The organism is Thalassomonas actiniarum (assembly GCF_000948975.2).
GTDB classification, from domain to species: domain Bacteria; phylum Pseudomonadota; class Gammaproteobacteria; order Enterobacterales; family Alteromonadaceae; genus Thalassomonas; species Thalassomonas actiniarum.
In genome coordinates this window covers 4,314,719-4,328,427 of sequence record NZ_CP059735.1, presented here as the reverse complement: position 1 = coordinate 4,328,427, position 13,709 = coordinate 4,314,719, and the positions used below count along the sequence as shown (strand labels likewise).

11 protein-coding genes are annotated in these 13,709 nt (G+C 48.0%); 4 read left to right on the top strand and 7 right to left on the bottom strand.

Annotated elements, in window-relative coordinates:
• Nucleotides 1-83: 83 nt before the first annotated feature.
• From SG35_RS18780 to SG35_RS18765, 4 genes are all read right to left on the bottom strand, one after another.
• Nucleotides 84-629 (bottom strand): hypothetical protein, encoded by a 546-nt coding sequence (locus SG35_RS18780; RefSeq protein ID WP_044835510.1) that lies wholly within the window; start codon nt 627-629, stop codon nt 84-86.
• A gap of 53 nt (nt 630-682) precedes the next feature.
• On the bottom strand, nt 683-4,930 hold the full coding sequence (locus tag SG35_RS18775) for a hypothetical protein (protein WP_044835511.1): 4,248 nt from the start codon (nt 4,928-4,930) through the stop codon (nt 683-685).
• Between the two features lie 697 nt (nt 4,931-5,627).
• Nucleotides 5,628-6,155, bottom strand: a complete 528-nt coding sequence (locus tag SG35_RS18770) for a hypothetical protein (RefSeq protein ID WP_053043383.1) — start codon at nt 6,153-6,155, stop codon at nt 5,628-5,630.
• A 327-nt stretch (nt 6,156-6,482) separates the two neighbouring features.
• Complete coding sequence (locus SG35_RS18765) at nt 6,483-7,754, bottom strand: acyltransferase family protein (RefSeq protein ID WP_053043384.1); 1,272 nt, start codon at nt 7,752-7,754, stop codon at nt 6,483-6,485.
• 132 nt (nt 7,755-7,886) lie between these two features.
• Between SG35_RS18765 and SG35_RS18760 the strand changes: the two genes are divergently transcribed.
• On the top strand, nt 7,887-8,804 hold the full coding sequence (locus SG35_RS18760) for a LytR/AlgR family response regulator transcription factor (protein WP_236702696.1): 918 nt from the start codon (nt 7,887-7,889) through the stop codon (nt 8,802-8,804).
• 241 nt (nt 8,805-9,045) lie between these two features.
• Nucleotides 9,046-9,507, top strand: a complete 462-nt coding sequence (locus tag SG35_RS18755; protein ID WP_044835512.1) for a YehS family protein — start codon at nt 9,046-9,048, stop codon at nt 9,505-9,507.
• Between the two features lie 81 nt (nt 9,508-9,588).
• On the opposite strand, the gene SG35_RS18750 is transcribed toward SG35_RS18755, so the two are convergent.
• Both SG35_RS18750 and SG35_RS18745 read right to left on the bottom strand, forming a co-directional pair.
• Entirely contained in the window at nt 9,589-10,443 is an 855-nt protein-coding gene (locus SG35_RS18750; protein WP_044835513.1) for a PA4780 family RIO1-like protein kinase, read from the bottom strand.
• Between the two features lie 335 nt (nt 10,444-10,778).
• A complete protein-coding gene (locus SG35_RS18745) occupies nt 10,779-11,513 on the bottom strand; it encodes a CPBP family intramembrane glutamic endopeptidase (protein WP_053043385.1) in 735 nt (244 codons plus the stop codon).
• A gap of 108 nt (nt 11,514-11,621) precedes the next feature.
• On the opposite strand from SG35_RS18745, the gene SG35_RS18740 reads away from it, so the two are divergent.
• A complete protein-coding gene (locus SG35_RS18740) occupies nt 11,622-12,536 on the top strand; it encodes a LysR family transcriptional regulator (RefSeq protein WP_044835514.1) in 915 nt (304 codons plus the stop codon).
• Nucleotides 12,537-12,828: 292 nt separating this feature from the next.
• Nucleotides 12,829-13,287, top strand: a complete 459-nt coding sequence (locus SG35_RS18735; protein ID WP_044835515.1) for an HPP family protein — start codon at nt 12,829-12,831, stop codon at nt 13,285-13,287.
• 156 nt (nt 13,288-13,443) lie between these two features.
• Here SG35_RS18735 and SG35_RS18730 read toward each other — a convergent pair whose 3' ends face one another.
• Nucleotides 13,444-13,671 carry a helix-turn-helix domain-containing protein gene (locus SG35_RS18730; protein WP_044835516.1) on the bottom strand — a complete coding sequence of 76 codons (228 nt, stop codon included), beginning with the start codon at nt 13,669-13,671 and terminating at the stop codon, nt 13,444-13,446.
• Nucleotides 13,672-13,709 lie beyond the last annotated feature (38 nt).

The following is a 13,709-nucleotide window of genomic DNA, read 5'->3' as shown; positions in this document are numbered from 1 at the left end:
TGTTTACGACCTCCACATCTAGTTTAACTTGCTAAAATCTTGTCTTGCTAGACAGTTAACTTGTTAAAATGCTGTTAAACGTTTTACTTCAATTCAGCTATGACTAACTGCTGGGCCTGTTCAGACCAGATTAGCCGATTTTTATTTCTTGAAAACCATAGGCTTAATCGACTATGGTCTTCGAGGATCCTTTTCGATAACTGGGTATTTTTTTGCAGTATCTTTTTCAGGTTTGCCATATATTGTTTATTGGCATCGTTGTCCGGTAGAAAGCCCGGCTCTAAAAATGCCACGATTTTTGCCACCGCCATGGTATAACCCTTGTTCCGTTTTCCGGCATTGTCCGCCTCCGTTTTCGGCAGCTGAAAATAGATTTTTCGATCCCTTTCCTGAATTTCCCCGAGCAGTGTGCCGTTGGTAACGCTTTCGTTGGTGACTTTTTCCATCATCTTGTAATACCAATACTGCTCACCATCAAAATCATAACGGTTGGCTTTGGAAAACTTGTGTTGCTCGGCCGGTTCCTCTTCCTCTGCTTTATGCATATGTTTGCCCGTGGTTAATCCCGCACCGGCATTGGCAAATAATGCCAGCGAGAGCAGTAACATTACCCATCCTTTTAATTTCATTTTTTCATCCTTTCTCTGTTCTTATGATTTGTCACGTAACACTACCACATGTGTTATTTACAGGCCGATGCTTTACCGACTTTAGAGCCTGTGGTGGGGAAGCAGGATGCTTCACAGCCATAGGCCTTGTCGGTATTAGGATCGACACAGGTTTTACAATCTGCCCCGACGGTACAGGCAATTTCTCCAAGCACGGTGCCGTCGGCCTTACATTTGCGATGACGATGGCCGCCGGCGGCATGCACGAGTTCATGCAAGGTGCTTGAGGAAAGATCATCGCATTTAGAGGCATCAAGCGCCGCTTTACCTAAGGTCAGGGTATTGGATCCCGGGGCGGCGCCGCCGCAGTTGGGATTGGTGGCGCTGCACTTGATTTTAAAGTTTTTATCTTTGAGGAAATCGGTCATTTTCTTCTTCAGCGGATCTTTAACACAGCTGGAGAAGGCCTTGTCACCGGCGGTTTTCAAGGCATTTAACAGTTTTTTGACATTAAAGCCGTCCTTGTCTTTACAGGTGCCGTTATCGCATACCCCTTTACAGGAATCGTCCACTGAGTAAGTGACGCCGTTGGACTTGGCCTCTTGCGGCCCGTCGGCACAGGCCTGGCCGTTTTTCGAGGTATCGGCGACACAGGCGTTGTTTTCACATTTCTGGCAAGGGCCACATTTGGCGGCGCAGGTGGTCGGCGGTTGCGGTTGGCCACAACCGCCCCAGCCGGCGCGGGTAATGCCAAAACCTGGGTCTGAGACGATGACAGAAGCGTCTTCCGATACCGTGCCTTTACCAATGTTGATAAACTCGTTAAGGCCATGGTCAAACTGGAAGATGTCGATCACCCGGCCCGGGGGCAGTCCATCGTTGGGAATGCTGATCCTGGCCGGCGGATCAAAGATGACCCCGGCAGGCTGCACCGTCCAGGCCGGCGGCATAAAGAAGGTGCCGCTTGGCGGCGGCATAGGCACTTTATCCAGGTGTACCTGGCTGATGGTGACCTGTCCTGTGCTACTGCCGCCCGGGAAAGTGGCGGAATTGGCAAAGACGGTCAGTTCCAGTCCGGCAACCCCCACCATTTGCAGGGTGACATCTTCATCGCCACCGACCAGCTTGGAGTCCTGGGTTTGGATCGGCGGCAGGATAATGGGCATGCCGAGATCGTTTTGCTGGCCAGCGACGGTTACCGTTTCAAAATGCAGCGCCGGGAAAGTTTCCGGGCGCGGGCTGCCTGAGGGGTCTATTTCCAGATCGATTTTGCCCGTAGGCACATTTTCAAGCAGGAAGAAGCCTTCATCATTGGTGACCCCGGTTGCCGGGCTGTTGGGAATAAATACCACGGCGCCGGGGATGGCGGTCAAACCGCTGTCGAGTACCACGCCGGAGAAGGTGGTTTCTTCCGGGTTGCCCGGCGACAGGCCTGAGGAGGTAAAGGTCGCGGGCAAGCCGGTCAGGCCGGGGAACGTGGCATTGACGACATTGTTATTGATGCCGGGTTCCAGCCCTAAGGTTAACACCGCCCGGGCAACACCGTCATTGCCGGTTTGCTTGACGATAGTGTCGCTGCCGTCGAGATTACCGCCGCCCTTAGTGACCTGGAAGGTGACCTGTATACCCTGAATTGGATTACCGCCCCTGTCCACCACCAGGGCTTCAAGAGGATTGGGCAGTGGGCTGCTCACCAGGCCGCGCTGGTTGTCGCCGCTGGTCATTAAGATCTTATCCGCCGGGCGGGTCAGGGCGGTGGCACAAAACTCCACTTCACCGACGACGCCGACGGCGGAAGCTATCACCCGGTTGTTACCTTCCCCTGCGGTATCGCCCAAGGTGAAGAACACCTGGGCCTTGCCGGAGCCGTCGGTGGGTACCTGGATGATACGTTGTAGCTCGGCGGAGGCATCCGGAGCAACGCCGCCGTTGTTGCGGCTGACTTCAAATTTCACCAAACGTCCGGTTACCGGGTTGCCTAAGCTGTCGAGTACCTGGGCGATAAGGGGCTGTGATAGCTGGGTAGTCACTTCGCTGGCCTGGCCGCTGCCGGAGAACTGGCTCATACGGGCGCCGGCAGGCTGGGTGAAGGTCACCTCGATTTGGTGGCTGCCCTGGTTGCCTACCTGGTCGGTGGCAACCGCTTCTATGGTATTAGGACCGTTCACCAGGGGCACGGCGGTGGCTAAAAAGTTACCGGCTGAGACCGTGGCTTCAATGCCGTTGATAAACACGCTGGCATTGACGGCGCCGTTGACTATGTCATTGACCTGGCCGGTGACATCTATGGTGTCGTTGACCGAGACCAGGCCGTCGGAGGGGGAGGTGATCTGTACGATCGGGGCGATATTATCCCGGGTGATATCCACCGAGTCGGTGGCGGTGCGTCCCGAAGCTTTGGTGCCCACTGCCACCAACATGTTTTTACCTTCACGCAGGGGCACCAGGGCGGAGAACTGGCCGTCGGTGATACTGGCGTCTACGCCATTGACGGTCACGGTTTGTGCATTGTCGCTGACATCGCCTTCGACGTTGATTTGTGCAAGGTCAGTGATCAAACGGTCTAAGGGCTCGTTAATATCGATGGTGACCGGCTCGACATCCACCAGTACAGTTACCTGGTCACTGGCACTGTTGCCGGCAAGGTCGCTGATCTGCGCTGCTATGGTGACATCGCCGTCCGGCAATGGCGCAGTCAGGCTGCAAAAGGCATCCGTGGTATCGGCATTACAATCCGGGGAAATGGCTTCACCGTTGACGCTGATGAGCAAAGAGCCTTCGTTGATACCGACATTGTCGTCAAAGATGATTTCCAGCTCCGGGGTGTTATCGATTAACAGCGCGCCGTCCGTCGGCGCCAATATGCTGATGGTCGGCGGCGTGATATCTCCCAGGGACAAATCCAGGGTGACCTCTATGCTGTCGGAGCTGCTGTTGCCCGAGGTGTCGGTGGCGGTGGCGGTTAAGGTATTGCTGCCTTCATCCAGCGGTACGCTGGCGATAAAATTGCTGCCGTCAAAACTGGTGGGCAGACCATTGATGGTGACGGTTTCCAGGGCAACATCATCGTCGGCAGCAATGGAGACATCCACCGGGCTTTCTGCCAGGACTTCGCCGTCTGTCGGGGAGAGGATTTGCACCGAAGGCGCGGTTAAATCCAGTGCCACCAGCTCTATGTCTATGGTATCGGAATTAGAGTTGCCGGAAGTATCTGTGGCCACTGCCGTCAGGCTGTTGCTGCCGGGCTCTATCGGCACACTGGCAAAAAAGTTGCTGCCGTCAAAGCTTGCCGGTATGTCGTTAACGGTAACGGTATCGAGGGCGACATCATCGCTTGCTTTCACCAAGACGCTGACCGGACTTTCATTGACGATATCACCGTCCAGCGGAGAGAGAATGTTGACCGAGGGCGCGGTTAAATCCAGCGCCACCAGCTCAATATCTATGGTATCTGAGTTGCTGTTGCCCGAGGTATCGGTGGCCTCTGCCGTCAGACTGTTGCTGCCGGGAAGGATGGGTACACTGGCGGTAAAGTTACTGCCGTCAAAGCTGGCCGGTATGCCGTTGACGGTGACGGTATCGAGGGCGACATCGTCACTCGCTGCCACTATGACACTGACCGGGCTTTCATTGACGGTATCGCCGTTTAGCGGGGAGAGGATCTCCACCGAGGGTGCGGTTAAATCCAGTGCCACCAGTTCAATATCTATGGTGTCTGAGCTGGAGTTGCCTGAAGTGTCTGTAGCCACCGCCGTTAAGCTGTTGAGCCCTGAGCTCAGGGGAACATCGGCGCTAAAGTTGCTGCCGTCAAAACTTGCCGGAATACCGTTGACGGTAACGGTATCCAGGGCAACATCATCGCTTGCCGCCACCAACACCTGCACCGGAGAGTTATTGACGGTATCGCCGTCCTGCGGCGATAAAATGGCCACAGCCGGGGGCAGGATATCAACTTCCTCAACGCTGATGTCAAACTGCAGGTCGTCCGGATTAAAAGGGGCGCTGCGGTTTTGGCGGAAGGAAAAGGTGTCTGTGGTGGTTAAACTGCCGGGGGACAACATCTCGTTGACCAGCACCTGGTTATCGGTGATCACGGTATTTGGCGAAGTACTGGAAACGGTAATGACGATATTGGTAAAGGCGCCGCCATTATTGGTGATATCTAAGGTGTTGATATATTCGATTTCCACCCGGGAAACACGGGCAGAACTGACGACATTTCTGTCGTCGACAACAATATCGGCAAAGGCTGCGGGGAGCCAACAAGCGAATAGGTAAAAGCTTATAAGGCTAATGCGATGTAAAGCTTGCCTGATATTCATAACATTCCCCCTTGGCCGATGGGCACAGATTACGGGATCTGTAACCGTTCGGTTGAAACTGACTGAGTGATCATGTTTCAGATCATTCTCAAAAATGAGCGTATGTCATCAAATGCTGGACTATAGCTGGATCATGTGAAGAGTTGTTTGGAAACGATACAACACTGATATATTGCAGAGTCAGCAGCTTATTCCACCAACCTTTTGCTGGCGGGGTCATTATTGCTGACAAGAAAGTCGTCAGTGAGTACATCAAGTAAATCAAATACAACAAAGCTGGTTTTATGTGCTCAGAGGTAGCGTATCAACGGCCACCGGTGTGCACCGGCTTCCCTGCATCTAATTTGGTAAAAAAGAATAGTTAACAGGTTTTGAAAATTCAAGACGGAAAAGGCGTCAATTTCTGTCAGAATTTTTTACTCCGGTGAAGCTTGTTGTAATGATTGGAAAATCATTTTTACAGTCAGGGGATAATTATTTTTTGGGGCGAACATTGCATCACTTTTGGCAAGGTTTTAAAGCTATCACCTTAACCCTTTGAATTTTAATGATGAATTGAAAGCTGGTATCGAACTGTTAACAACTGCCGTTGAGAAGAAGCCTTGTTGGCGGTAAGAAGAAAAAACACTGAAAATATGGATCCTATATTAAGGATCCATATTTTCAGGGGGGAACACTGTTATTCAGCTGTGTGACTTTATTTTCGCCGCCTTACACCGAGAAGTCCCAGGACCAGCAAGCCCAAGGCGGCGGGAGCAGGCACAGGTAATTCGGTTATCGATGTAAAGGTCACTTCACCGCTGTCGAGCAGGTCAAAAGTGAAAGGATCTAAGATCTCAAAAGGCATTGCCGGCGGCAGGTCGAGGCCGAGATAATCAAACTCAATCATAAAACCGGATAACATATCGCCGGGGATAATCCCGACAGCGAGTGCCAGTGCGTCGTAGAAGCCGTCGTCGGGCAGGCCGATATCCGGTTGGATAACCAAAGGATCCCAGTCAGGCGGCGCGCCTGTGGCCACAAGGTTTTCAAACAGGCTAAAATCAAAATAGATACTAAATTCTTCAATATCAAAAGGTAAGGTATTGTTGGTAATTTTATAGGTCCCTTGCCAGGTATCGGCGTCCAGCTGTACTAAGTCTGAGGTGATCAGCGTCGCATGTACGGATAGGGAGCTAGTTAATAATAGCGCGGCAACCAGGGTGTAAAGCTTTATTTTATACATCGGGATGTTGTCCTTCTGATCTGGGATCTATTTAAACTTATTATCTTTAAATGGATCATCCCTTACCCAACGGACAGGTTTCGTGTCTTGCGTAAAAATAAATCACAGAAAGTAGCAGTTAGGAATTTAAGTAAAGTTCACTTTTATTGATAATTCAAATTAATAAAAATGGCCATTGTAATGGCTGTTTACTTGACTATCAGGGGCCTGGGGGCATGGGGAATTAAAGCTGGTTTCAGGCCAAGCCCTTTATTTACTTAGATAATTAACCCGCTAGTTAGCTAAGTAAATAAAAGAGCTGGCCAGGTGATATTTTGCAGAGCAGTTCTAATTAAGTGCGTTTTTTTCTGCTGCTGTTACCGGGGAACTAAGAGCTGAGCCATGAACTTGGTTGTTAACTTTTAAGCCAAAAATAAAGCGTGTCAGGGTAAAACGTTTAATGACCTCGTAACCGATAAAACAGCCGGCAAAGGTCATCAGGATCAGCAACAGCGGCTCCAGCACAGGCCCTAAGGCAAACTTGGCCAGGCAGGCGGCAAAAATAATGATCAGGGTTTGATGTAAGATATACCAGGGTAAAACGGCTTGATTCATATAGGCTAACAGCGGATGTTTCTTGTTGAGGTAAGCACCGGCAAAACCGATAATGGCCAGCAGCCAAAAGACCTTATTGGCGCACCAGATAAACTGGATTGCTACCTGGGTTAACAGCGAGCCATTGAGATAGTCGATGTCAAAGCCCAGGGCACGGTTATAACGAATAATCACCAGTAAGTAATTGAAAATAGCCAGTATCAACCAGGTTTTCCGATAGTGGATAATGCTTTGCCAGATAGCCGGCGATTTAGCCAGCATATAGCCAAGCAGGAAAACGGTAAAATAAAGGGCATGATTATACCAGTCATCGACCAGGGCATTCGTTGACGGGTAAAGCGGCTCTATCACCAGGCCATAGAAAATAAACAGACTTACCGGTATCAAGACTAAAGCCGGCGGGGAAACCTTGTTGATACGTGTGAAGTTTATCCGAGTTAATAGCGGTTTTAATACCAGATAAATCAGGGTGTAATGCCATAAATAGGCAAGGTACCATAAATGATTCCAGGTTAATAACCCCAGGGGTCCATGCTGGTGATCGGGATACATGGTGGTATCGGCATCGATATAAAAGCGGAAAAAACGGAAATAATCCCCGCTGAATCCTTCTTTTTGTATCAGCTCAAAATACAGCTGGGGAGGCACAATCAAATACATGCCGATCACTAAGGGCATAAAGATACGGACAAAGCGGGTTTTTAATAAAGCCCGGGTAGTGGTTCTTGCTTCAACCAACGCCAGTGCGGTGCCGGAAATCAAAAAAATAAGCGGCATACGCCATTGATTCACCAGGAGCATAATGTTTTGCAAAAACTCACTTTGGTAGGCGCTTTTAATATGCCAGTTCCAGTCAAATACATAGAACTGAGCTATGTGATAAAAAATTAATAAGATAAAGGCCAGGGATCTGAGCCAGTCGATGTCGTAACGCCTGTCGCTCATAACGGCTTTGGTTTTCGGCGGCTTTCCCGGATGTTGTGAAGGAGGATTTTGGGTTATCATATTGGCCTCTAATAGTGTGTCCTTAAGTCTTTGTCATGTTTGCTTTAACATGATTTTATAATGCCAGCGTAGCGGTTGTGCTCAAGATGAAAAAGTCAAAAAGGCTTAAATAACAAGGGATAGGGATAAGCGGTGGTATCCGGGGATAAAAATATTTACCTGGGTGCCAACAATAAAGATGAAATGATGAACTTATTAACCGAAATTGAAAAACGGCCGAAATTTTATGAATTGTGCTTCCTGATAGGCTACCTGTTTATCAACAATACCATCAATGCCACTTCTATTCTTATGGAGGCCGGCCGGGAAAAACAGGGAGTTGATTTTCCCCTTTGGCAACCTTTTGTACTCGAATATACCAGTGCGGTAAGTTTTATCTTACTCTTGCCTTTATTGATGCTTTTTTTAAATAAAGTACCGCTGACCTGGTTAACGCTGAAAAAAAATATTGTCTGGCATGTGCTGGCTTCGGTGGTCTTTTCCCTGATGCATGTCGGCCTGATGGTTTTCTTGCGCAAGCTGATCTTTCTCAGCCAGCAGCTGCACTATCAATTTGGTGAGTTGCCGATAGAGCTGCTATACGAATACCGTAAAGATGCCTGGACCTATGTCTTTTTTGTGATGGTGATCTATTGTTTTCGTTTTGTTGTCAGCCGCCTTATCGGCGAAGCCTGCCTGGTGCCCGACGGAGAAGAAGCGAGCGAAGAAAATAGTAAAGAGCAGGAATGTGATCGCCTGCTGGTGAAAAAACTGGGTAAAGAATTTATCATTAAGGTTGAAGATATTGAATGGCTGGAGTCATGCGGCAACTATGTGAATCTGCATATCAAGGACAGGGTTTATCCGCTGCGTTCCACCCTAAGCGGTTTAATAGAGCAGATATCGGATAAAGGTTTTTGCCGTATTCACCGCTCATATGGCGTTAATCTCGATGCCGTCGATTCTATCAGTCCCCAGCCGAGCGGCGATTGCGAAGTCATGCTGAAAAACGGCAAGCAGTTAAACTTATCCCGCCGTTACCGGGATGAATTTAAAGTCAGGTTAAGTTAGTGAGGTTAAGCAATTTTTGCATGACCTACCTTTAACCGGAGAACTAGAAGATGTTGTTTTTGGAGTGGTAAAAAGGGAGGGTAATAAACAACGCTAACCTTTGTAAATACCTTAAAGTGGGAAGAGCGATTGATTCTCCCTTGTTGAGGCTTTATTGATAAGCCTAAAGTCTGCTAAAATTGCCGCCATTATCAGGCAGTCGTCAAAATGACCAGGCTGCAATTTTATTCAGGAAACATGTGTGACCAATAACGACGTACTTCGCCGCATCCGCTATATCTTCAATTATAACGATGACAAAATGGTGGCTATCATGGCTTTGGCCGATCATCAGATAGCCAGGAAGCAGATAACTTGTTGGCTGAAGAAAGATGACGATCCTGATTATAAAGCCTGCGGCGATACCGAACTGGCGATTTTCCTAAATGGCCTGATCAATGAAAAGCGGGGTAAAAAAGACGGTCCGCAACATCCACCGGAAAAACGCTTAACCAATAACTTGATCTTAATGAAGCTCAAAATTGCATTAAATATGAAAGCTGAAGATATCATTGATATCTTGAAGCTGGCGGACCTAAGGGTCAGCAAGCCGGAGTTAAGTGCTTTTTTCCGCAAGCCGGAGCATAAACATTATCGCCAGTGTAAAGACCAAATCCTGCGCAATTTCCTGCAGGGGGTGCAAATTAAATACCGTGGCGAATAGTTCCTTAGTCATCCTTTTGAACACTCGCCCGGCAAATTACACCGGCGTATAAATTTGTCTTCCTGGCCTGCAGCAGTCGGTTTAGTCCAGCGCTTGTGTGGCCAGGCGTTCCTGTCGGGCTTCTTGCTCGGCAAAGGCAGCCTTGATTTCTTCCAGTACCGTATCAACATCGGCGGCGCGTTTGTCTTCCTGATAATTGCCGCTAAGCTCGGTATAGGGAGTTAGCAGTCCTTGCTGGTATAACTGCCAGATTTCCTTACCGTAACGGGTTTTTCGCAGCTGGGGGGCAAACTGGGCATAATAGCCGGTCATATTATCGACATCGCGAAAAAGCATGCTTTTGGCATTATTATTGGCGGCGGCATCGACCGCTTGGGGAAAGTCGATGATCACCGGGCCGTATTCGTCCACCAGGACATTAAATTCAGACAAATCGCCGTGGATTAATCCCGCACATAACATGCGCATAATATAGGTCATGACAATGGCGTGATCTTCTATCGCCTGCTGCGCCGACATTACAACATCGTTCAGCCTGGGGGCGACATCGCCTTCTTCATCGGTGATCAGCTCCATCAAGAGCACGCCGTCGAAACAGCCATAAGGCTGTGGTACCCGTACACCGGCATCTGCTATCCGGTATAGGGCATCAACTTCGGCATTTTGCCAGGCCTGCTCTTGTTGTTCCCGGCCAAATTTCGAGCCTTTTTCCATGGCTCTTGCACGGCGGCTGTTACGTACTTTACGTCCTTCCCGGTATTGCACGGCTTTTTTAAAGCTGCGCTTTACGGCATCTTTATACACTTTGGCGCAGCGAATTTCATCGCCGCAGCGCACCGTATAAACAGTGGCTTCTTTACCGCTCATTAACTGGCCCAGAACTTCATCGACCAGGCCGTCTTCCACCAGGGGTTGTATTCTTTTTGGTATTTTCATTGGCCTCTTATACCTTAGATACGCGCAGGATGGAATAAGCAGGCTAAAAATTGTGTAACTGAATTTATTTTTTCACTGAATTTTTAATTGGATAAATCAGCTGATAGCAGGGGAGTTGGCCGGAATTTTATTTTAATGCCAAGCGCTTAGTGAAGATGTGTTATCCGAGATCATTGTCGCTGGGGGCAGGAATAAAAATTGCTGATTTAACTGCTGTATTTTTTGTTTGTTAATTTTGATGTCGGGTTTTAGAGCGCTTATTGCATTTAGCGCTCTATATTAATCAGCAGGAAGGCCATCAGGTGGTTTTCCTGGACCGGTATTTCACCCTGACTTCAGGCGACTTGGGGGCTGTGGTCTGAGCTTATTGTTTTTGACTGAAAAACAAGATAAGCCAGGATGCCGGCGTAGATATCAAGGGTAATATGAAGCAAGATACAAATAATAATGCTGTCGGTGAGCAGATATAACAAAGCAAAGATCACCCCCATTATAAAGGTGCGCATCGCAGGTATAACTCCCTGGTAAATATGCGGTAAAGCAAACAATATTGCCGAAAGGGTGACCGCGGCATAATCAGGTAACAATCCTGAGAGTAAATTGAGCAAATAACCTCGAAAGAGTAACTCTTCACAAATACCGGCAGAGACCGAAATAGCAAATATAAAATAACGGGTTTCCCTGGGAGTGGTTGGCATAAACCATTGAGACTGGGCTAGTTGACCGTTTAAGCTTTTTTGCAGCTGGCAATCATCTCGGATACGTTTTTTTATTTGTGCTAAAGAAAAAAGCAGGTAAGTCACGGTGAATAACAACAACACCAGGCAGCCTGCTGTAATCCAATTCCAATGCCAGCTTATGCCCAGGTTGCTAACACTGATTTGCCCGGAATAACTTAATGCCAGGGTAAAAAGTGTTGGCAGCCATAAAAAGAGCAGGGTCCATCGATATAGCGTGATTTTTTTCGCGGGATTTTCCGTTACTGTTTTTTTGTCTTTGTGATAACTAAAAAAGATAAACACCGGATTCAAAATAAAATAAGCAATCAGCAGGTATTCTGGTGTGGTCATAGTTAACTCAAATAGTTAGTGATGAGACACATTCTAGAAAACTTATTATTGTAAAGTAACGGTATGCTAGTTTAGTCTTGTTAAACTTTTAGTTTGTAATGGGCGACTATGTTTAAAACCGAAACCTTAACGGCTTTTATGCTGGTGGCAAAGCACGGCAGTTTTACCGCGGCGGCGGCAGCGATACAGCAAACGCCGATGGCGATGAGTAAGCAAGTTTCCTTGCTGGAAGCTAAACTGGGGGAGGCGCTATTTGAGCGCACTACCCGTAAGGTTAATTTGACGCAATTTGGTGAAGAATTTCGTTTACAGGCAGAAAAGATCCTCAGCCAACATGAACTCTTGCACAGCTGGTTGGCATTAAGGCAGGGAAATATCAGCGGTACCTTAAGTATAGTTACTCAGGCGCCTGAAATTTACCAGGAAACCATTTTTCCCTGGTTAGGTGAATTCCACCAAAAATATCCGGATATCAAACTTGAATGTGATGTCGTGGAAAAAATTATTGATCTTGAACACTCCCGCTACGATATCTATTGGGGGGTAGGGGATTATCTAGGTGTCAGGCATCCGGGCCTGAAAAGGCGATCCTTATGGCAGTCGCATTACGGTATTTACGCATCACCGGGTTATTTGGCGAAATATGGCACGCCAGCCACACCAGACGAGTTGCAACATCATCAGCTGATCGGTTATTTGCATAACCAACCCAGTAATTTATTAATTGTCAATAAAAGCGACAAGTCGGCTAAAGATCAGCCGGAATATCTGACGTTAGCCTCGCCGGTTAAAACCGTGACCGGATTTGTTGAATTAGCGGCCCAGGGGCTTGGCTTGATCAACCTTGCCGCCGATGATCCATTATTGCAACAACACCTAAAGGCCAAAACGCTATTGCCTGTGCTGGAAAACTACTGGTGGCCGGGTGCAGAAGTTTTTCTTTATTATCAGCAGGTCAAATTTGAACAGCCTAAAGTACGCGCTTTTATTGATTTTTTTATGTCAAAAAAAGTTTGCTGGTAAATGTCTATTCCCGGTTTTTGCTGGCGTCGCTATCATGGGCGCATGCATTCAAGTTAAGGTGCGTTATCTTTGGGATACTCCCTTTGTTTATGGGCATCTGTTGCTTTTTCCTTTTGTTCATTTCGGGGAAGTCCGTCAGTTTTTTTACGAGTTATTGTAAAGGGAGACAGATGTGTCTATCATCTCTCTATGAATGTAGACCAATTTGTCTCCTTTTGGTGCTTGTACGGTGCAGGCAGCCGCGTGGAGAAAGGCTGACATAAAATGATTAACAACGAAAAAGAGTGAAGTGATGGCAACGAAATATTTTTCCCTGCTGGCGGGACTCGGTGCGACCCTTACCCTGGCAATATTGTCTTATCTGGAGGTATTCACCCAAACCGGGTTATGGTTGATGGCGCCGTTTGGCGCTACTACGGTGCTGGTTTTTGGCGTGCCGGCCAGCCCGCTGGCGCAGCCAAAAAATGTCATTTTAGGGCATTTGTTATCGGCAAGCGTCGGCCTGGTTTTTGTCACTTATGTCGGGGTTTATCCCTGGTCGCTGGCACTGGCGACCGGGCTGGCAATCACCTTGATGCTGGCCACGAAAACCACCCATCCGCCGGCAGGTGCCAACCCTATGCTCATTATGATGACTGGGCAAAGCTGGTCCTTTTTACTGTCCCCTGTGCTGAGCGGGGTTTTGATCATTGTGGTTATGGGCTACCTGGTGAATAAAAGCCTGCAGCGGTATTTGTCTGTTAAGGCTTAACCGGCTATTTCATAGCTTTTGGCTGATGAGTATGGCGTAAGATTAAGTAAGGGAAGTTCAGGGATATCAGCATCAAAGCCTGCTTTTTATAGGCTTTGATGCCCGGTATTCTTTATTGCGGTATTTGTCTGCCTCTTGGGATCAAAAAGCGTTAAATCAGCCCGGCTGGCTGCATATTTCATCTATTGATACTTGATAATACGAGGCCAGTGCGGCGGCAGTGCGATATAATACCTGTTTACCTGTCTCTGCGCGCTTGATAGAAGCAATTGATAACTGGATGCGGTGATCTTTACATTCCTGGGCTAACTTTTCCTGGCTGAGTCCTTTAATTTTTCTTAATTTTTTTAAGTTTTTGCTATTGAGTAACATACGGCCGTCCATGTAAGGGGTTCCTTATAAGTTTGTGGTCATTCAGTTGA